The organism is Streptomyces sp. NPDC098781, assembly GCF_044759995.1.
Taxonomy (GTDB): Bacteria; Actinomycetota; Actinomycetes; order Streptomycetales; family Streptomycetaceae; genus Streptomyces.
This window is the reverse complement of record NZ_JBIWAK010000005.1, coordinates 570,995-590,126: the sequence shown is the minus strand read 5'-3', so window position 1 is coordinate 590,126 and position 19,132 is coordinate 570,995. Positions and strand designations below refer to the sequence as shown.

Below are 19,132 nucleotides of genomic sequence, written 5' to 3'. Positions count from 1 at the left end.
CTGCGGACAGCGGTTTCCGTGATCCCGATCACAACGCCTCGTCGCAGCCGAAGAGGCGGCTCCCGAGAGGCAGGCAGCCTTGTTACTGTTGGCCCCAGCCCGATCGCTGGTGCATCCCCCGTCGCCAGCGGTCGGGCGTTCTCGTGCGTCGGGCGACCTCGTAGGAGGAGTCGTACGCTGAGGCTGTGCCCAAGGCGTACGAAGTGACCGCGGACGAACCGCGACGCCCTCGCACCCCGATGCTCCGCGACAACCAGCGGCACCAGTGGGAGAAGGACCGCGCCCGCCGCCCGTACGCCACTCGGGCCGCCACCGGCGCGACGGAGCACGAGACCGGCCTCGAACCGCGGGATCTGGTGTTCCACGCCCGTTACCACGTGATCGCCGCACCCCGTGAACTCGCCGACGCCTTCCGCGTACCGGAGGGCACCTTGCTGCTGGAGCGCGCCTACCGGACCCGGCGCGCCGCCGAGCACGCCCCCTTCAGCCTGGTCACCTCCTATCTGGTGCGCGATCTGGTCGCCGCCAACCCCGCGCTGCTCGACGCCGCCAACGAGCCCTGGCCGGGCGGCACTCAGAACCAGCTCTACACCGTCGGCGTCGAGGTCGGCCGGGTCGAGGAACGGGTCTCCGCGCGGCCCCCGACGCGCGAGGAGGCACGGGAACTGGGGCTGCCGCCGGGGACGTCGGTGCTGCTGCTGCGCAAGACGTCGTACGACATCACGGACCGCGTCGTGGAGATCGCCGAGGTGACCCTGCCCGGCGACCGCGCGGATCTGCTCTTCACCACGTCACTGGAAAGGTGGTGAACGCCGCCGTGTCCCGGCGCGTCATCGTCGTCACCGCGGTCCACGGCCCTTCGGCGCCCTTCCTGCCCGAGGCCCACAAGTCGCTGCGCGCGCAGGAGTTGCCGCCGGGCTGGGAGTGGCACTGGGTGATCCAGGAGGACGGCCGGACCGAAGACGTCCGCCCCTACGTCCCCGACGACGCCCGTGTGACGTTCCGTCAGGGCCGCCCCGGGGGCCCGGGGGTGGCACGCACCTTCGCACTGGCGCACGCCGAGGGCGAGTACGTGAAGGTCCTGGACGCCGACGACCAGCTCACCCCGGGTGCGCTGGCCCGTGATCTCGCCGCCCTGGAGGCCGACCGCTCCCTCGGCTGGGCGACCTCCCGGGCCCTGGACCTGCTGCCGGACGGCACGACGGCCGGCTTCCCCGGCGACCCCGGCGAAGGGCCGATCGAGCCGGGCACGGTGCTGGAGTTCTGGCAGGCCGCCGACTTCCGCGCCCAGGTCCACCCGGCGACCCTGTGCGTACGCCGGGAACTGCTGCTCGCGCTCGGCGGCTGGATGGCGCTCCCGGCGTCGGAGGACACCGGCCTGCTCCTCGCGCTCGACGCCGTGAGCCGCGGCTGGTTCACGGCCGAGGCGGGCCTGCTCTACCGCAAGTGGCAGGGCCAGGCCACCGGCCACCCGGCCCACACCGACCCGGCCGAGCGACAGACCCGCATGGCCGTGGTGGCGGCGAGGGCCCGAGCACTGGCCACGCTCGGCTGGCGGTACCCGCCCGCGACCGGGTGACGCGGACGGGATCGCCGCCCCCGCCCGCTGGCGGCACCCGCCTGCGACCCGGTGACGCGGACGAGATCGCCGCCCCCGCCCGAGGCGCCCTCCGACGCCACCGCCGTGCAGCCGCGGGCGGCCGGGGGAGAACGCCCCCTGAAACGCCGGCCGCGGCGGGGCCCGCCCGAGGCCCCCGCCCGGCGCCCGTCGCACCGCCATACGGCCGCAAGCACTCCCCGCACACTGATCCCGAGCACCTCACGCGCCGGCATCCGCGGACGGCCGGGTGAGAGGGTCGCGGGAACACCGCGCCCGGGGGCGGGGCCGTCCGGGGGCAACCGGCTTCGGCGCCCGCCGCCCCACCCAACTCGTGCGGTGCGCTTGCGGCAGCCCGCGCCGAAAGCCGCATCCCGCCGACGCCCAGGTGTGCGCCCCTCGCCGGCAACGCCGCGGCGGGCGGGGCCCGTCCGACAGTCCCCCGGGCCGCATCTCGATCGGGGCCCGTCACTACGGCGTCGGCGTCGGCCTACCGGTCGAAGGGGAGGTCGAGCATGCGGATCGCGTTGCCGCGCAGCAACTTGTAGGCGACCTCGTCGGAGAGCCCGCCGACATGCTCCTGGGCCACCCGCTTCGTCTCCGGCCAGGTCGAGTCGACGTGTGGATAGTCCGTCTCGAAGGTCGCGTTGTCGACGCCGACCGTCTCGATCGCCTCGATGCCGTGCTTGTCGCGGAAGAAGCAGCAGAAGATCTGCCGGTAGTAGTACGTCGACGGCGGCTCCGGGATCAGGTCCTTCACGCCGCCCCACGCCCGGTGCTCCTCCCAGACGTCGTCCGCGCGCTCCAGGGCGTACGGGATCCAGCCCATCTGGCCCTCGCTGTAGGCCAGTTTGAGCCGAGGGAACTTCACCAGGACCCCGGAGAAGAGGAAGTCCATCATCGACGCCATGGCGTTGTTGAAGCTCAGCGAGGCCTGGACGGCGGGCGGGGCGTCGGGGGACGCGGCCGGCATCTGGGACGAGGACCCGATGTGCATGTTGACGACCGTGCCGGTCTCCTCGCAGGCCGCGAAGAACGGGTCCCAGTAACCGGAGTGGATCGACGGCAGGCCGAGATAGGTCGGGATCTCGCTGAACGTCACCGCCCGCACCCCGCGTTCCGCGTTGCGCCGGATCTCCGCGACCGCGAGGTCGATGTCCCACAGCGGGATCAGGCAGAGCGGGATCAGCCGGCCCGCGCTGTCGCCGCACCACTCCTCGACCATCCAGTCGTTGTAGGCGCGCACGCACGCCAGCCCGACCTCCTTGTCCTTGGCCTCCGCGAAGGTCTGGCCGCAGAAGCGCGGGAAGGTGGGGAAGCAGAGCGAGGCCTCGACATGGTTGATGTCCATGTCCGCCAGCCGTGCCTTCGGGTCCCAGCAGCCGCGCCGCATCTGTTCGCGGGTGATGCCGTCGAGCGTCATCTCGTCCCGGGAGAAGCCGACGGCCGCGATGATGCGCTTGTAGGGGAAGAGCCCGCCCTCGTACTCCCACCAGTCGGTGATCTGGCCCTCCGGGTCGGTGGTGAAGCGGTACTTCCCGCCGACGTACTCCAGCTCACCGATCCCGGCGGTGAGGGGCTTCGGACCCCGGTCCCGGTACTTGGCCGGAAGCCAGGTCTCGAAGAGGTGCGCGGGCTCGATCACGTGATCGTCCACGCTGATGACCTTGGGCAGGTCCTTCGTGCCGCTCTCGGTACTGGCCACGCCATGCCTCCCGAATCTGACGGTCCATCAGATTCAGCGTAGGGGGCGTGCCGGGGAGCGGCAAGAGAGAGCGGCGTCAGCCGTTCCAGCTCTCGTCGTACGGATCCGTCGGCTCCGCCACCGGTTTCGCCTCGGTGACCTCGATGAACGGGATCGGCCCGCCGTTGACCGGGTCCTCGGCGCGGCGCGGGGTGTAGGTGCCGGTGACCCGCAGCCAGGTGTCCGGCTGGAGGACCGGCGGGACCTGACCGGTCAGCGCGACCTTGACCGGCTGGGCGTCGGCGGCACAGCAGTTGAGGGCCATGCGGACGAGGTAGGGGGTGCCGTCGCGGTCGACGGCGAGGAAACCGGTGAGCTGGATCCGGCGGCCCCGCACGGTGCGGCCGTGGTCGTAGACGGCGCGGCCCGCGTAGTCGACCACGCTGAGGGGCAGCGGGTCGGTGGCCGGGAGGCGCGGATAGGCGAGGGGTTCCTGGAGGGCGGTCCCGGCGCGGGTCGCGCTGTAGGAGCCGAGGGCGGGCGGCGCCACCAGGATGAGGGCGAGGAGGGGGAGGACCAGGAGCCAGGAGACCCGGGGTTCGGGGTGGGAGTGAGCCCGTTCGGCGCCCCGCCTGCGCTCGTACCAGACCGTCGCCACCGCCGCCGCGACCAGCACCGCGCCGGCGACCAGCACCAGCGGGCGCAGGCCCTGCTTGACGTACCGCAGATACAGGTCGGTGCTGCCCGCGTGCAGCAGGGACGCGCCGAGCAGGAACAGGACAGCCGACTGGGCCTGCCGGTTCACAGGATCACCCACCCGGTCAGCACCGACGCGACCACGGCCAGCGCGAAGGTGGCCGGTGCGAAGCGCAGGGCGAAGGCACGGCCGAAGGTGCCCGCCTGCATCGCGAACAGCTTGAGGTCGATCATCGGGCCCACGACCAGGAAGGTGAGCCGGGCCGTGAGCGAGAACTGCGACAGGGACGCCGCCACGAACGCGTCGGCCTCGGAACATATGGACAGCACCACGGCGAGGACCGCCAGGGCCAGCACCGAGAAGACCGGGTTGTCGGCCGCCGCGCCCAGCCACGCCTCCGGCACCACCGCCTTGAGCGTCGCCGCCGCCATCGCCCCGATCACCAGGAAGCCGCCGGCGTGCATCACGTCGTGCCGCACGGAGTCCCAGAACGCCTCGCCCCTGCTCTGGCCGTCATGGGCCGGACGGGACGGCGGCTTGAGCCAGTCGGCGCGGCCCAGGCGCAGCCACAGCCAGCCCATCGCGCAGGCCACCAGCAGGCTCGCGACCAGACGGGCGAGAACCATCTCCGGATTGCCCGGGAACGCGACCGCCGTCGCCGTCAGCACGATCGGGTTGATCGCGGGGGCGGACAGCAGGAACGCCAGCGCGGCGGCCGGGGTCACACCCCGCCGGACCAGCGCCCCGGCCACCGGCACGGAAGCGCACTCGCACCCGGGCAGCACCGCGCCCGCCGCTCCGGCGACCGGGACGGCGAGGGCGGGGCGGCGGGGCAGGGCACGGGCGAAGAAGGACGGCGGCACGAACACCGCGATGGCCGCCGAGAGCAGCACGCCCAGCACCAGGAAGGGCAGCGCCTGCACCATCACGGCGACGAACACCGTCGTCCAGCTCTGCATCACCGGAGCGGACAGGGCGCTGCGGATCGGGCTCTGGAGCAGCACCAGCGCCAGCATCACGATGGTGAGGACCAGCGGGGAGTCGAGACGCCGGCCGCTCTCTTCCCTTGGCGTCACCGTTTCACCGGGGTCGTCGGTCCGCTGCGGGACGGTCTTGGTGATCGCCACGGGCGAGGTACCTCCGGTGGTGCGGAAGGGCGCTGGTTTCCCTCCCCTCCCGTACGTCCGCGAAGGCAGGAGCGTTCAGCCGTGGACGGGCTGCTTCTGGAACCACCCGTCACATTGAGGCAGTGTTCTCCCTCGTGGCGAGCGTTCCGAATCAGAACTTAGGGAGTGACACGACCGCGCACATGGTCGTGTGCGGTGACGACGGGCTCGCGCACCGGCTGGCGGCCGAGCTGCGCGGCGTGTACGGCGAACAGGTCACCCTCGTGGTGCCGCCGTCCCAACGCACCGTACGGCCGCCGGTCGTGGGCCGGGCGCGGGCGGCGTCGGCGGCACTGCTGGACCGGGTCGTCAACGCCGCCGTGGGCCGAGCCGCGGGCGGTGGCCCCGAACCGGCCGGGAACGTACGGGTGGTGGAGGCCGCCGAGGCCAGTGAGGCCAAGCTCGCCGAGGCCGGCGTGGAGCGGGCCGACGCGCTCGCCCTGGTCTATGACGACGACGAGACCAACATCCGCGCCGCCCTCACCGCCCGCCGCCTCAACCCCCGTCTGCGGCTCGTGCTGCGGCTGTACAACCGCCGGCTGGGCCAGCACATCGAGGAACTCCTCGACCAGGCAGCCGCGTTGGCGACGGGCGCGGGCGACGCCGGTCTGGACGCCTCCACGACCGTGCTGTCCGACGCGGACACGGCGGCCCCCGCGCTGGCCGCCGCCGCGGTCGCCGGCACCACCAAGGTCGTACAGGCGGACGGCCTGCTGCTGCGGGCCGTGGAGCGCCCGCCCCTGCGCCCGGGACAGGCGCCCCCTTCGGGGGTCACGCTGGCGCTGCTGTCCGCGAACGGCAACGGCTCGGGCGGGGGCGACGATCCGGGGAGCGAGGAGCACGGCCCGCTGCTGCTGCCGGACGCGGCGGCGGTGCGGGAGGCGAGCGGCCGGGGGACGGTCGTGCTGGAGCAGGTGTCGTACGCGGGCACGTCGATGCCGGCCGGCGGGAGCGGGCGCGGGATCGTCCCGGCGTTCGGCTCGCTGTTCTCGCGGCGCCTGCGGTGGTCGCTGGCCGGACTGGTCGGGTGTGTGGCGGCGCTGGCCGTGGCGCTGACGGTGGTGACCGGCGAACACCCGCTGTACGCCACGTACATGACCCTCCTCGACCTGTTCGCCATCAACGAGCCCGCGCTCCACCAGCCGCTGGCCCGCCAGATCCTCCAGCTGCTGTCCGGGCTGACCGGGCTGCTGCTCCTGCCGGTGCTGCTGGCGGCGGTGCTGGAGGCGCTGGGGACGTTCCGCACCGCGTCCGCCCTGCGCAAGCCGCCGCGCGGGCTCGGCGGCCATGTGGTGCTGCTCGGGCTGGGCAAGATCGGCACCCGGGTACTGACCCGGCTGCGCGAACTGCACATCCCCGTGGTCTGCGTGGAGGCCGACCCCGACGCCCGCGGACTCGCGACGGCCCGGCGGCTGCGGGTGCCGGTGGTGCTCGGGGACGTCACGCAGGAAGGCGTCCTGGAAGCCGCGAAGATCCACCGCTCGCACGCCCTCCTCGCGGTGACCAGCGCGGACACGACGAACCTCGAAGCGGCCCTGTACGCCCGCTCCGTACGCCCCGACCTCCGGGTGGTCCTGCGCCTGTACGACGACGACTTCGCCACCGCCGTCTACCGCACCCTGCGCGCCGCGCACCCGCACGCGTCCACCCGCAGCCGCAGCGTGACGCATCTGGCCGCGCCCGCGTTCGCCGGGGCGATGATGGGCCGCCAGATCCTGGGCGCGATCCCCGTCGAGCGGCGGGTGCTGCTGTTCGCCGCGGTGGACGTGGCCGGTCATCCACAGCTGGAGGACAGGACGGTGGGCGCGGCCTTCCGGCCCGGCGCCTGGCGGGTGCTGGCCCTGGACCGGACGTCGGCCCAGGAGCGCCGGGAGGAACCGGCGGCGGAGGAGTCCTACGAGGACCCCCGGGCCGGCGACGCCGAGTCGGGGTGGGTGTGGGACCTGCCCGACACCTACGTCCTCCAGCGGGAGGACCGGGTCGTCCTGGCCGCCACCCGGCGGGGGCTGGCCGAGCTGCTGGGAAGACGGTCGCGGGAGCGGACGCAGGCGTAGCCTGGGGACGGTGAGCGAGAACAGGCGGGTGTCATGAACTGCGAGGACTTCGTCGAGCTGGTGACCACCTTCCTCGACGGCGCCATGGACGAGCCGACCGAGCTGCGTTGCCTCGTGCATCTGTCGGAGTGCGAGGGCTGCGTGACGTATCTCGACCAGTTCCGGGGGACTGTCGCGACGCTGGGCGAGCTGCCCGCCCCGCGCTTGTCCGCCGAGGCGCGCGATCAACTGCGGGGCGCGTTCCGTGCCTTGCGGCGCGGCTGACGGACCCGCCGCCGCCCGCTCCGGTACGGCCGTGCATGTCCTTACCGGGGCATGAACAAACGGACCACCATACGGTCGCACCCCTTGAGCTGCCCTAGGCTGAGCCTCCCACTCGGCAGCCGGCAAGGAGAGACGCATGGCGGGCGCCCGTGAACTGCCCCCGGACGAGGTCCTGGTCCAGCGGCTGCGTGACGGCGACGAGGAGACGTTCGCCCTGGTGCTCGACACCTGGTCGGGCAGCATGCTGCGGCTGGCCATGTCGTTCGTGTCCACCAAGGACTCCGCGCAGGAGGCCGTCCAGGACACCTGGCTGGCGGTCATCAAGGGGATCGGCGACTTCGAGGGCCGTTCGTCCCTGAAGACCTGGGTGTACCGGATCCTGGTCAACACGGCCAAGGCCCGCGGCACCAAGGAGAGCCGGACCGTCCCCTTCACCAGCCTGCTGCCGGACGAGGAGGGGCCGACGGTGGACGCCGACCGGTTCCGCGCCCCCGGCGAGCCGTACGCCGGGCACTGGGCCGTCGGGCAGAAACCGCATCCCTGGCACATCCCCGAGGACCATGTGCTGCGCGGCGAGGTCCGCGAGGTGATCGCGGAGGCCATCGACGAACTGCCGCCCCGTCTGCGCACGGTGATCACCCTGCGCGATGTCTCCGGGTACGGCTCGGAGGAGGTGTGCGACCTGCTGGAGATCTCGCCGGGGAACCAGCGTGTCCTGCTGCATCGGGCCAGGGCTTTGTTGCGCCGTAAACTGGAGAAGTACTTGTCCGGTGCTCATGACGTCGCGGGCGGGAGGGGACGAGCGTGAACTGCAACGAGTTCGTGGAGCTGGTGACCGAATTTCTCGACGGCGCCCTGCCCGAGGACGACGAGCGGCGCTTCATCGAGCATCTGGCGGAGTGCTCCGGCTGCGAGACCTACCTCGATCAGTTCCGGCAGACGATCGCCACCACGGGCGAGTTGACCCCGGAGGGCATCTCGTCGGACGCCAGGCAGCAACTGCTCGGCGCCTTCCGGGACTGGCGACGGTCGTAGCTCCGGCAGGGGTCTTGTAACGCTCGTGCGGCGCGCCGCTCTGAACGTGCATGACTCTGCTCAGAAGACTCCTGTTCGGCGTCGCCGCCGGACTTCCGGGCGGCGCCGTCCTGGCGCTCGTGACCGACCCGCCGTGGCTCTCGTGGGCCGCGCACACCGTGGTGCTGGGCGCCGTCCTCGGCCTCCTCTTCGGCGGACACCGGCAGAGCGCCGGCTCGGCCTTCTCCGTCGGCCTGCTCGTCGGGCTGCTCGACTGGGTGACCTGGACCCTCACCCTCGCACCGGCGCTGGACGGGAGGACGCCGTCCTGGTCCATCGCGGTGGCCGAGGCGCGCTTCCCCGAACTGGTCGGCGCCGCCCTGTTCGGCGCGATCGCCGGGCTCTGCCTGCACGCCCTGTGGACCTGGCGCCCACCTCGGCCGGCGCCCCAGCGGGCCAAGCCGCATGTGGTGATCGTCGGTGGCGGGTTCGGCGGGGTCGGTGCCGCCCGCGAACTGGACCGACGGATCGGCCGGGGCCTCGACGCCCATGTGACGCTGATCAGCGACTCGAACTTCCTGCTGTTCACCCCGCTGCTGGTCGGCGTCGCCTCCAGCACCGTGGAGGCCCGGCATGTCAGCGCCCCGGTGCGTGCCGGACTCGGCCACGCCTCCTTCCTGCACGGGCGGGTGGTCTCGATCGACACCCGGACGCGCAACGCCTACGTCTCCGCCGGCAAGGAGGGCCTGCTGCGGGTGCCGTACGACGAACTGGTCCTGGCGGTCGGCGGGGTGCCGCACTTCTTCGATCTGCCGGGCGTGGGCGAGCACGCCTTCGCGCTGAAGTCCGTCGAGGACGCCACCCGGCTGCGCAACCAGGTGCTGAGCGCCCTGGAGCGGGCCGACCTCGAACCCGATCCCGCCGAACAGGCCAGGCTGCTGACCTTCGTGGTGGCGGGCGGCGGATTCGCCGGTACGGAACTGGTGGCCGAGCTGTTCGACCTGGTGCACGACGTGCTCCACTTCTATCCGCGGCTGCACGGGCTGCGGCCCAGGTTCGTGATCGTGCACGCCGGTGAACGGCTGCTGCCGGAGCTGTCGCCGGAACTCGGCCGCTACGCACAGCGCAAACTCGGCGGCCGCGGCATCGAGTTCCGCCTCGGCGCACGCGTGAGCAGGGCCACCGCCACGGACATCACGCTCGACTCCGGCGAGACCATTCCCACCCGCACCCTGGCCTGGACGGCGGGCAACCGGCCCAACCCGCTGGTGCAGCAGATCGCGCAGGGGCCGCTCGTCGTGGAGCCGACCATGCGGGTCCCCGGCACGCCCGGTCTGTGGGCGCTGGGCGACTGCGCGAGGATTCCCGACAGCGCGGGCGGCACACACCCGCCGACCGCGCAGCACGCCCTCCGCGAGGGCAAGGCGGTGGCGCGCAACATCGCCGCGGTCCTCGGCGGACGCCGTCCCGAACCGTTCCGTTTCGGCGGGCTCGGCGTGCTGGTCTCGCTCGGGCACCGCACGGCGGCCGGCGAGATCGACGGCCGGCGGGTCTCCGGCTTCCTCGCCTGGATCCTGTGGCGCTCGGTGTATCTGAGCAAGCTGCCCAGCGTGGAGAAGCGGCTGCGGGTGCTCGCCGACTGGACCCTCGACCTGGTCTTCGCCAGGGACATCGCCCTTTCGACCACCACGACCCACTCGACCCACTCGTCCCGGACCACCGTCCCGACCAAGGGTGACCGTCATGCGTAACGCCGGATTCGGAGCCCTCGCCGGTCTCGTGGGTGGACTGGTCTTCGGCGAGGTGATGGTGCTCATCGGCTATCTGCCCACCGTCGCGGCGATCGTCAGAGCCGACTCGCCCGTGGCCGGTTTCGCCGTCCACCTGCTGATCGCGGCGGTCATCGGGGGCGTCTTCGGCGCGCTCGTGACACGCCAGCGCGAGCTGCTGTTCTGGGGACTCGCCTACGGGGTGCTCTGGTGGTTCCTCGGACCGCTGACGCTGCTGCCGCTGCTGCTGGGCAGGCCGGTGGCCTGGGATGTGGCCACGGCTCAGGCGCTGATCCCCAGCCTGCTCGGCCACCTCGCCTACGGCGCGGTCACGGCCGCCGTCCTCGCCCTGCTGCTCCGCCGGGGGCAGCGGTTGCGGCCCGGTCTCCTGGTGCGCGCGTCGGCGTCCGGGCTGCTCCTCGCCCCGGTGCTCGGGCTGGACGGGCCCGACCTGCTGGTCGGTGTGCTGGTGGGCGCCTCCTACGCGGTGCTCTTCGGCGACCCCGGCGAGGGCGGCGGGCCCGCCCTGGTCCGCGGCGCCGCCTTCGGCTTCGTGTGGTGGGTGCTCGCGGCGGTGACGGTATCGCCGCTGCTGGACGGACGCGGGCTGGAGTGGACGCCGGCCGCGGTGCGCGCCGCCGTGGAGTCGCTGCCGGGCCATGTGCTGCTCGGCGCCGGTACGGCCCTGCTCACCGGCTGGCTGGGCGGACTGTCGCGGGCGGTGTTCTCCGACGACGTACGGCACTCTCTGGAGGGGCGTCTCGCCGGCGGGCGGGTGATCTCGCTCTGGCACGGCGTGGTCGCCGGGCTGGCCGGTGGCGTGATCTTCACCGGTGTCATGGTCGCCGTGGGGTATCTGCCGGTCGTCGCGGCCCTGGTCGGCTCCGAGTCCGCGGTCGTCGGCCTCGTCATCCATCTGCTGATCTCCCAGGTCGTCGGCGTCAGTTACGCGGTCTTCTTCCGCCGCCGCAGCTTCGACCCGGCCTCGGGGATCGGCTGGGGTGTGTCGTACGGCTTCCTGTGGTGGGTCCTGGGCAACCTGACGCTGCTTCCCGTGCTGCTCGGCGCCGAGCCCCGGTGGAGTGCCGCCGCGCTGGCCGTGTCCTTCCCCTCCCTCGTCGGCCACCTGGCCTACGGCGCCGTACTGGGCCTGGTGTACCAGCGGCTGGAGGAGCGGGTCGCCCCGTGGCATCTGACCCGCAGCCAGGCGAGCGCGGCCCGGGCGGCCGCCCGGCACGAGCAGACGCTGAGCGCGGCGCCCGCGCTGTGGAGCCTGATCACCTGCGTGGCCCTGCTCATCCCGATCCTGGTGTCCTAGAGGGCCGGAGAGCCGAAAAGCCGAGGCGCGGGTGGCGATCGCCACCCGCGCCTCGGCTTTCCGTGCGGTCGTCGCACGCGTTCCGCCGTCGTCAGACGCGCTGCTCCAGGTCGGCCGCGCCGAACGACACGCTGAAGCGCTCGCACCAGATCGTCACCGTGGAGAACTTGTTCAGGTCGGTGCCCGCCGGGATCGCGTAGTTCTGGTTGCCCTCGTTGCCCTTGAGGTCGCCGAGGTCGACGTGCTTGCCGTCGTCGAGGTTGCCGCCGCCGCCCTGCTGTACCGGCTGGTCGCTGAGCCACACGTGCAGGGCCGGGCCGTCGGAGGTGCGCAGGTCCGTCAGACGCAGCGTGGCCTTGCCGTCCGCGAGGCGGATGACCTCCACGGTGCCGCTGGTCTCGTGCTCGTGGGAGACGAACGCCCCGGTCGCCAGCTCCTTGGCCGAGCCGCCCTGCTGGGCGGCGGCCGCGGGCGGGGCCTCATCCACGCGGTTGGTGGTGAACAGCCGCCACGGCTGGAAGAGGTAGAGCCCGACGGCCGCCGCGACGACGACCACGGCGGTGGTGATCCACAGGAGGGGACGCTTGTTTCGGCACATGAGGGTTTTCCGTTTCTCGTTCGGGTGTCGGCATTCAGAGACGGAAAGAGCGGCGAACGTTACAGATGAACGCCCGCCGCTCCTTCGGGACTTCTTCGGTGACCGCCGGCCTGGGGCCGTCAGCAGTTCTCGGGGGCGGGGCTCGGCCGCTCGGCCTCGACGGTCTGCCCGGCCCTCGCGCGGCGCAGCTCGTCGGCCTCGTCACGGACGGCGTCGAGCCTGACCTCGAGCATGCCGACGCGCTCGCGGTAGCGCTCCAGCTCGGCCCGGACGAACTCGGCGTCCGCCACCTGACGGCCCGTCTCCTCGCGGATGGCGGTGGTCTCCTCGGCGAACTTCTGCTGTGCCGTGTCGAGCGCGGTGACGGCCATGTCGGCCGCCTCCTCGGCGAGCGCGGCGCGCTCCTCGGCGGCGAAGATGCGCTGGGCGGCGGCGCGGGTCACCGTCTCGATCCGGGCCTCGGCCGCGGCGGAGTCGGTGATGATCGCCAACTCCTCGATGTAGGACGGCAGATCGGTGGCGAGCTGCCTGATGAGCGCGACGAGGTCGTCCCGCGACTGGGCGGCACGGTCGCCGTCGACCGTCGCCATCGCGGCCATGGCCGCCATCGCCTCCATCTCGCCCTGCTCGGCTTCCGCCGGCATGTGCTCGGACACCTCGGCCACGGGGGCGTGCTCGTGGGCGTGCGTGTGCTCGTGCTGGTGCTGCTGCGGCACCGCTTCGGCGCCCGGCACCTGTCCGGACGGCTCGGACACGATCGGCCAGGCCTGTCCGGCGACCGGCGCCTGGGTCTCCGCCGTGCCCTCCTTGGCCGCCTTCTTGGCCTCGGCCGCCGCGCGCTTGTCCTCCTTGCGCTGCTGCCGCTTGGCACGGAACTTGCGGAAGGCGCCGAGCGCGTTGTGCTCGGGGTGCCCGCAGTAGCGGGACGCCGGGCCCTGCGCGTCGGGGGCGGGCGGCTCGGTCGGGTTGGTGCAGCCCGGGTAGGCGCAGGTGGGGACGGCGGTGGAGGCGGTCTCGACAGTCATTTTTCTCAGCCTTTCGTCTTGGATTCGGCGATTTCCGGGAGTCGGCGGTGCTCCGGGTTCAGCGGTACTCCGGATTCAGCGGTACTCCGGGTTCAGCGGTACTCCGGGTTCTCGAAGTCGAACCGGCACCCTGCGTCCCACTGCGACCGCTGGTTGCCGTGCGCCGGGATGCCACCGGCGTCCTTGAGCAGCCGTGCCATGTGCAGCAGGTTCCACGTCATGAACGTGGTGTTCCGGTTGGTGAAGTCGTTGGCGGGACCGCCGGAGCCGGGGTCGAGATAGGAGGGGCCCGGCCCGGCCTCCCCGATCCAGCCGGCGTCGGCCTGCGGCGGGATGGTGTATCCGAGGTGCTGGAGGCTGTAGAGGACGTTCATGGCGCAGTGTTTGGCGCCGTCCTCGTTGCCGGTGATCAGACAGCCGCCCACCCGCCCGTAGTAGGCATACTGGCCGGCCTCGTTGAGCAGGCCCGAGCAGGCGTAGAGACGCTCGATGACCAGCTTGGCGACCGAGCTGTTGTCGCCCAGCCAGATCGGCCCGGCGATGACGAGGATGTCGGCGGCCATCACCTGCTGGTAGATCGACGGCCACTCGTCGCGTTCCCAGCCGTGCTCGGTCATGTCGGGCCACACACCGGTGGCGATCTCGTGGTCGATCGGCCGCAGATGCTCGACCTGAACGCCCTGCTTCTCCATGATCCGCGAGCTGAGGTCGATCAGGCCCTGGGTGTGGCTGCGCTCCGGGCTCTTCTTCAGCGTGCAGTTGAGAAACAGTGCACGCAGGTCGTCATGGCTCATGCCCTTCAGTGCCGTCAGCCCGTCGAACGTTACAAGCGGGCCCGGCACTTGATTGGCGGGAACGGCGGGACGGGCGATCGGGGGGCGTTCGGGGAGGTGATCGGGGAAGTGATCGGGGAGGTGATCCGGACGGCAGAAGGCACCGGCCCCCGCAGCCGTGGTGGGCTGCGGGGGCCGGTGCCCGGAAGGGTCCGCCCGCTACGGGCGGGCGCGGGTCAGGAGGAGTCGCCGCCCTTCAAGTGCCGCTCGGCGAAGTCCAGTTCCAGCCGCACCTGCTTGATCCGCTCGTCCACCACCAGCGAGCCGTGTCCCGCGTCGTACCGGTACACCTCGTGCACCGCGCCCCGGGCCTCCAGTCGCTTCACGTAGTTGTCGATCTGACGGATCGGGCAGCGCGGGTCGTTCACCCCCGCCGAGATGTACACCGGTGCCTCGACCCGGTCCACATAGGTCAGCGGTGACGACGCCTCGTAGCGCTCGGGGACCTCCTCCGGGGTGCCGCCCAGGAGGGTGCGGTCCATGGCCTTCAGGGCCTCCATCTCGTCGTGGTACGCGGTGACGTAGTCGGCGACCGGGACCGCCGCGATGCCCAGCGTCCACGCGTCCGGCTCGGTGCCGAGGCCGAGCAGTGTGAGGTAGCCGCCCCACGAGCCGCCGGTCAGGACCAGGCGGGCCGGGTCGGCGAGGCCGGACGTCACCGCCCACTCGCGGACCGCCGCGATGTCCTCCAGCTCGATCAGGCCGACCCGGTGCTTGAGCGCGTCGGTCCACGCGCGGCCGTAGCCGGTCGAACCCCGGTAGTTGACGCGCACCACCGCGTACCCGTGGTCCACCCAGGCCGCCGGGCCCGCCGCGAAGGCGTCGCTGTCGTGCCAGGTCGGGCCCCCGTGGATGTCGAACACGGTGGGGAGCGGCCCCTCGACACCCTCGGGGCGCTGCACGAGCGCGTGGATACGGCCGCCCGGCCCCTCCACCCACACGTCCTCCACCGCGACCGAGCCGGGGGACTTCATGCCGGGCGGGTCCAGCACGACCCGTCCGGTCGTCGAGCGCACCGCCGACGGCTCGGCCGCCGACGACCACAGGTACTCCACGCTGCCGTCCGGCCGGGCCGTCGCCCCCGACACCGAGCCGGCCGGGGTCGGGATCCGCTCGGCCGCGCGCCGCGCCAGGTCGTACCGGAAGAGCTCGCTGCGGGCCTCGAAGCTGTGCACGATCAGCAGGGCGCTCCCGTCGGGATACCACTCGGCGCTCACATCGCCCGGCAGCTCCAGCGCGAGGTCCGTCTCCTCCCCCGTGGCCACGTCCCACACCAGCGGCTCCCAGCGGCCGCGGCGCTGATGCCCGATGAGCAGCCGGGTGTCCCCGTCCACCGGGGCGAAGCCCAGGACCTCCAGACCCAGCTCCTCGGTACCGCCCGCGGTGTCGTCGAGCTCGGCGACCGCGGTGCCGTCGGGGCGTACGACCCGCAGGGCCGAGTGCATCGCGTCGCCGTGCTCGGTGTGCTCGACGGCGATCAGCGTGCCGTCGTGCGAGAGGTCGCCGACACCGGCGGACTCGCGGTGGCGGTAGAGCTCCACCGGGGGCTCGCCCGCGCGGGCCAGATGGATCGTCGTGCCGTCCTCGTCGGTGGAGCGGCCCACGATCGCCGTGCGCCCGTCCCGGCCGAGGGCCAGACCCGCCGGGTACGAGGGGTCCAGGCCCGGCGCCGCGAGCTCGTCCTCACCGCCGCCGAACCGCTGGCGGCGCCAGACGCCGAACTCGTCGCCGTCCTTGTCGTCGAACCACCAGATCCAGGCGCCGTCCGGGGTGAGCACCCCGTCCGTCGTGCCGTTCGGCCGGTCCGTCACCTGGCGCTGCTCGCCCGTCGCACGGTCCCAGGCGTACAGCTCGTACGTCCCCGTGGCGTTCGACACGAACAAGGAGCGGTCCGGTGCGTCCTCCGCCCAGTCGGGCAGCGACACCCGGGGCGCCCGGAAGCGCTTCTCCCAGTCCGGCATGTCCTTGTCCTGCATCTGGTGATCCCGCGAATCGGACCCGTGGCTCTCAGTCATGGCCCCATAGTGCCTGGCCGGACGGACAACGCGCTGCCGAGGTCCCCAGCCTGTGGATAACTCCCCGGCCCCGGGCGACTCCGGGCGACTCCGGGCCGACGGAGGTGGCCGATGTCACGAGCCGCGGCGAGCGAGCCCCGGAAGAACGCCCGCCGGCCGCGACCACCACACCGAGCGCTACTGACCCCGCGCCCCACCCCCGCGCGGCGCCCCCGTACCGTTGGGGCGTGTACCGGTTTCTGCTGACGCCCCGTTGGTGGGGGATCAACGTCTTCGTGCTCCTCGCCATCCCGTTCTGCGTGTTCATGGGGTCCTGGCAGCTGAGCCGGTTCGAGGCGCGGGTCGAGGACCATCGCAGCGCCGGTGCGCAGGCCGAGGAGAACAAGCGGGAGGCCGCGCGGCCGCTGGCCGAGCTGCTGCCGGTGGACAAGGCCACCTCGGGCAGGCAGGCCACCGCGAGCGGGCGCTACGACAAGCAGCTGCTCGTGCCCGGCCGGGAGCTCGACGGCAAGCAGGGCTACTACGTCCTGACGCTGCTGCGCACCGACGACGGCGAGGCCCTGCCGGTCGTGCGGGGCTGGCTGCCGGGCGACGCCGACCGGGCCGACGCCCCCGCCGCGCCCACCGGCGAGGTCGAGGTCACCGGCGCGCTCCAGGCGTCCGAGGTTCCCGGGGAGAACGGCGTGCCCACGCAGGGCGGCCTGCCGTCCGGTCAGACGGGCGCGATCAGCGCGGCGACGCTGGTGAACCTGGTGCCGTACGACGTCTACGACGCCTGGATCACCCTGGACCGGGCCGACGCCGGTATGAAGGCGGTGCCCGCGACCGCGCCCGGTGACACCGGCCTGGATCTGAAGGCGTTCCAGAACCTCGGCTACACCGGCGAGTGGTTCGTCTTCGCCGGCTTCGTGGTCTTCATGTGGTTCCGGCTGCTGCGCCGCGAGGTGGAGTTCGCCCGGGACGCGGAGCTGGGACTGACGCCCGACCCGGACGAGGAACGCGCCTCGAGCCCGTCGGGCGTCTGAACCACGGCCACCCGCGACTACGCCCCCGCCAGCACACCCGTCCAGTAGATCGTCCCCGCGCAGGCGTTGGACACCACCACCGTCGCCGTCGGCGCCCCCGCCTCCGTGGTGTTGGTGACCGTGACGCTGCCGTCGAGGGTGGTGTCCTCCGTCAGCAGCTGCGTGGACGTACCGGTGTCGCTGCCGGTGGAACCGTCGGTCGTGCCGCTGGTCGGGTCGGTCGGCGTCGGGTCGGGCGAGGGCTCGCCCGTGCCGCCGTTCGTGGGGTCCGGCGTCGTGGGGCAGGTCTCCGTGGGGACCCAGGCGAACTTCACCTCGTAGGCGGCGCCCGGCTTCAGGACGAGGGAGGTCAGCTCCTGGGCGGGGTCGGGCAGACCCGCCGCCGCGTCGCCGGCGACATGCCGGGCGGTGCCGATCTTCGTGGCGTCCGCCGCCCCGCTCGGCACGAAGCTCACCGTGCCGGAGCCGCTCACCGTGCAGTCGGCCGTGGAGATGTTGCTGAAGCGGAAGGTGCCGTACACCGCGCCGGACGAGTCGGCGGCGCCGCTGCTCCCGCCCGCGGTGCCGAGCTGCTCGGCGGTGCACGCGGCGAGGCCGGCCGCGGTGGTCGCGGCGGGGTCGTCGGTGCCGGAGGAGCCGCCGCCGGGACCCGTGCCGGTCCCCTTGTCCTCCTCCTTGTCGCCCCCCTTGCCGTGATCCTCGGTCTTGCCGGAGGAGCCGCCCGAGGTGCTCTGGCCGCCGTTGGTCTCCTTGCCCGGACCGGACCCGCCCTGCGCCTGCTCGCCATGGCCGGCGTTGGACGAGTTCACGTCGGTGCCGGTGGAGTTGGACACATGCACCAGGGCAGGGACGGCGGTGCCGACGAAGAGGGCCGCGGCCGCCATGCCGACCAGCGCCTGCCGCTTGCGTGCCCGGCGTGCGGGCACCGCCCGCCGCAGATGGTCCAGCGTGCCGTCGCGCGGTTCCATCTCCTGGACCGCGTCGTGCAGCATGCGGCGCAGTGCCAGCTCGTCCGAGTCGAGCCCCGCGGAGCTCTGGCCGTCGGGGCCGTGGTTCACAGTTCCGTTCCCAGCGTGCGATTGCTTCGGATCTTGCTCGTCCGGGCGCTCTGCCGGATCACGCCGCCCGCCCTGGTCCCCGCTCATGCCGGCGCCTCCATGGCGACCCGCAGCGCCGCGATGCCGCGCGAGCCGTACGCCTTCACCGAGCCCAGCGAGATGCCGAGGGTCTCGGCGACCTGCGCCTCGGTCATGTCCGCGAAGTACCGCAGGACCAGCACCTCGCGCTGGCGGCGCTGAAGGCCCTTCATCGCGTTGATGAGGGAGTCGCGCTCCAGCTGGTCGTACGCCCCCTCCTCCGCGCTCGCCATGTCGGGCATCGGCTTGGACAGCAGCTTCAGACCGAGTATGCGGCGGCGCAGGGCCGAGCGGGACAGGTTCACGACGGTCTGGCGGAGATACGCCAGTGTCTTCTCCGGGTCCCGCACCCGCTTGCGCGCGGAGTGGACCCGGATGAACGCCTCCTGGACGACGTCCTCGCAGGAGGCGGTGTCGTCGAGGAGCAGGGCCGCGAGACCGAGCAGCGAGCGGTAGTGGGCCCGGTAGGTCTCGGTGAGGTGGTCGACGGTGGTGCCGGCCGTCGCGGTGTTCTCGGCGTGCTCGGCACCGTCACGCTGACTGGGAATGCGGGTGGGCCGCGCTGCGGGCATGGGCGCGATCACCGGCATGCCGCCGGGCGCCCCGGGCATGCGGGTCCGGACGGGCCGGCGGGGCGGCCGTAGGGCCGTGCCGCGGGTCGCCGCGCTGAAGTCGAGTACCTCTGCCACGCCTGTTGGACACGCGTCCCCCCTTGAGGGTTGTACGTGCCGGACGTCACTTTTGCGCCAGTCCTCGCATTCGGCCCTCTGGCCCCCGCAGCCGACCGTCTCGTGCCAGGCAGCACAGCCGACCGTGCGTCAAACGCCCACATGCCTACCCGCTCTTCCCTTATGTCCCACATGAACGGGCGTCCCCACGCCCAGCCCATGGCGTCCCCACGCCAGAAAAAAACGCGTCTCCACCCCCACAAGGGCGA

18 protein-coding genes are annotated in these 19,132 nt (G+C 72.5%); 9 read left to right on the top strand and 9 right to left on the bottom strand.

Going from position 1 to position 19,132, the window contains the following annotated elements; all coding sequences use genetic code 11:
- Positions 1–239 precede the first annotated feature (239 nt).
- A complete protein-coding gene (locus ACIQWG_RS23570; RefSeq protein WP_404099411.1) occupies positions 240–809 on the top strand; it encodes a UTRA domain-containing protein in 570 nt (189 codons plus the stop codon).
- Positions 806–1,579, top strand: coding sequence for a glycosyltransferase family 2 protein (locus ACIQWG_RS23565; RefSeq protein WP_404099024.1), 774 nt, complete (start codon positions 806–808; stop codon positions 1,577–1,579). The genes ACIQWG_RS23570 and ACIQWG_RS23565 overlap by 4 nt, the downstream gene beginning before the upstream one ends.
- Positions 1,580–2,087: 508 nt before the next feature.
- Here the strand turns inward: ACIQWG_RS23565 and ACIQWG_RS23560 are convergent.
- From ACIQWG_RS23560 to ACIQWG_RS23550, 3 genes are all read right to left on the bottom strand, one after another.
- Positions 2,088–3,302 carry an amidohydrolase family protein gene (locus tag ACIQWG_RS23560; protein ID WP_404099021.1) on the bottom strand — a complete coding sequence of 405 codons (1,215 nt, stop codon included), beginning with the start codon at positions 3,300–3,302 and terminating at the stop codon, positions 2,088–2,090.
- Between the two features lie 76 nt (positions 3,303–3,378).
- The gene (locus tag ACIQWG_RS23555) at positions 3,379–4,086 is read right to left on the bottom strand and encodes a TIGR03943 family putative permease subunit (RefSeq protein WP_404099410.1); all 708 of its coding nucleotides are present in this window, start codon (positions 4,084–4,086) and stop codon (positions 3,379–3,381) included.
- Entirely contained in the window at positions 4,083–5,105 is a 1,023-nt protein-coding gene (locus ACIQWG_RS23550; protein WP_404099020.1) for a permease, read from the bottom strand. Before ACIQWG_RS23550 ends, ACIQWG_RS23555 begins: the two co-directional genes overlap by 4 nt.
- Positions 5,106–5,287: 182 nt before the next feature.
- Between ACIQWG_RS23550 and ACIQWG_RS23545 the strand changes: the two genes are divergently transcribed.
- From ACIQWG_RS23545 to ACIQWG_RS23520, 6 genes are all read left to right on the top strand, one after another.
- Positions 5,288–7,198: an NAD-binding protein gene (locus tag ACIQWG_RS23545; RefSeq protein WP_404099018.1), complete on the top strand. Its 1,911-nt coding sequence runs from the start codon at positions 5,288–5,290 to the stop codon at positions 7,196–7,198.
- 33 nt (positions 7,199–7,231) lie between these two features.
- Positions 7,232–7,462, top strand: coding sequence for an anti-sigma factor family protein (locus tag ACIQWG_RS23540; RefSeq protein WP_404099016.1), 231 nt, complete (start codon positions 7,232–7,234; stop codon positions 7,460–7,462).
- Positions 7,463–7,598: 136 nt separating this feature from the next.
- Positions 7,599–8,270: an RNA polymerase sigma factor gene (locus ACIQWG_RS23535; protein ID WP_404099014.1), complete on the top strand. Its 672-nt coding sequence runs from the start codon at positions 7,599–7,601 to the stop codon at positions 8,268–8,270.
- Positions 8,267–8,497, top strand: a complete 231-nt coding sequence (locus tag ACIQWG_RS23530; protein WP_404099011.1) for an anti-sigma factor family protein — start codon at positions 8,267–8,269, stop codon at positions 8,495–8,497. The genes ACIQWG_RS23535 and ACIQWG_RS23530 overlap by 4 nt, the downstream gene beginning before the upstream one ends.
- A 50-nt stretch (positions 8,498–8,547) precedes the next feature.
- Entirely contained in the window at positions 8,548–10,227 is a 1,680-nt protein-coding gene (locus ACIQWG_RS23525; protein WP_404099009.1) for an NAD(P)/FAD-dependent oxidoreductase, read from the top strand.
- Complete coding sequence (locus ACIQWG_RS23520) at positions 10,220–11,563, top strand: hypothetical protein (RefSeq protein ID WP_404099006.1); 1,344 nt, start codon at positions 10,220–10,222, stop codon at positions 11,561–11,563. Before ACIQWG_RS23525 ends, ACIQWG_RS23520 begins: the two co-directional genes overlap by 8 nt.
- 91 nt (positions 11,564–11,654) lie before the next feature.
- On the opposite strand, the gene ACIQWG_RS23515 is transcribed toward ACIQWG_RS23520, so the two are convergent.
- The 4 genes from ACIQWG_RS23515 to ACIQWG_RS23500 all read right to left on the bottom strand — a co-directional run bounded on the left by ACIQWG_RS23515 (position 11,655) and on the right by ACIQWG_RS23500 (position 16,034).
- Complete coding sequence (locus ACIQWG_RS23515; RefSeq protein ID WP_404099004.1) at positions 11,655–12,161, bottom strand: DM13 domain-containing protein; 507 nt, start codon at positions 12,159–12,161, stop codon at positions 11,655–11,657.
- Between the two features lie 119 nt (positions 12,162–12,280).
- Positions 12,281–13,186: a hypothetical protein gene (locus tag ACIQWG_RS23510; protein WP_404099001.1), complete on the bottom strand. Its 906-nt coding sequence runs from the start codon at positions 13,184–13,186 to the stop codon at positions 12,281–12,283.
- Positions 13,187–13,278: 92 nt separating this feature from the next.
- Complete coding sequence (locus ACIQWG_RS23505; protein WP_404098998.1) at positions 13,279–13,980, bottom strand: flavodoxin family protein; 702 nt, start codon at positions 13,978–13,980, stop codon at positions 13,279–13,281.
- A gap of 215 nt (positions 13,981–14,195) precedes the next feature.
- On the bottom strand, positions 14,196–16,034 hold the full coding sequence (locus ACIQWG_RS23500) for a prolyl oligopeptidase family serine peptidase (RefSeq protein ID WP_404098995.1): 1,839 nt from the start codon (positions 16,032–16,034) through the stop codon (positions 14,196–14,198).
- A 227-nt stretch (positions 16,035–16,261) separates the two neighbouring features.
- Between ACIQWG_RS23500 and ACIQWG_RS23495 the strand changes: the two genes are divergently transcribed.
- Positions 16,262–17,059 carry an SURF1 family protein gene (locus ACIQWG_RS23495; RefSeq protein ID WP_404098992.1) on the top strand — a complete coding sequence of 266 codons (798 nt, stop codon included), beginning with the start codon at positions 16,262–16,264 and terminating at the stop codon, positions 17,057–17,059.
- A 17-nt stretch (positions 17,060–17,076) separates the two neighbouring features.
- On the opposite strand, the gene ACIQWG_RS23490 is transcribed toward ACIQWG_RS23495, so the two are convergent.
- Entirely contained in the window at positions 17,077–18,117 is a 1,041-nt protein-coding gene (locus ACIQWG_RS23490; protein ID WP_404098989.1) for a hypothetical protein, read from the bottom strand.
- 83 nt (positions 18,118–18,200) lie between these two features.
- Positions 18,201–18,884, bottom strand: a complete 684-nt coding sequence (locus ACIQWG_RS23485) for a SigE family RNA polymerase sigma factor (RefSeq protein WP_404098987.1) — start codon at positions 18,882–18,884, stop codon at positions 18,201–18,203.
- Positions 18,885–19,132: the final 248 nt, after the last annotated feature.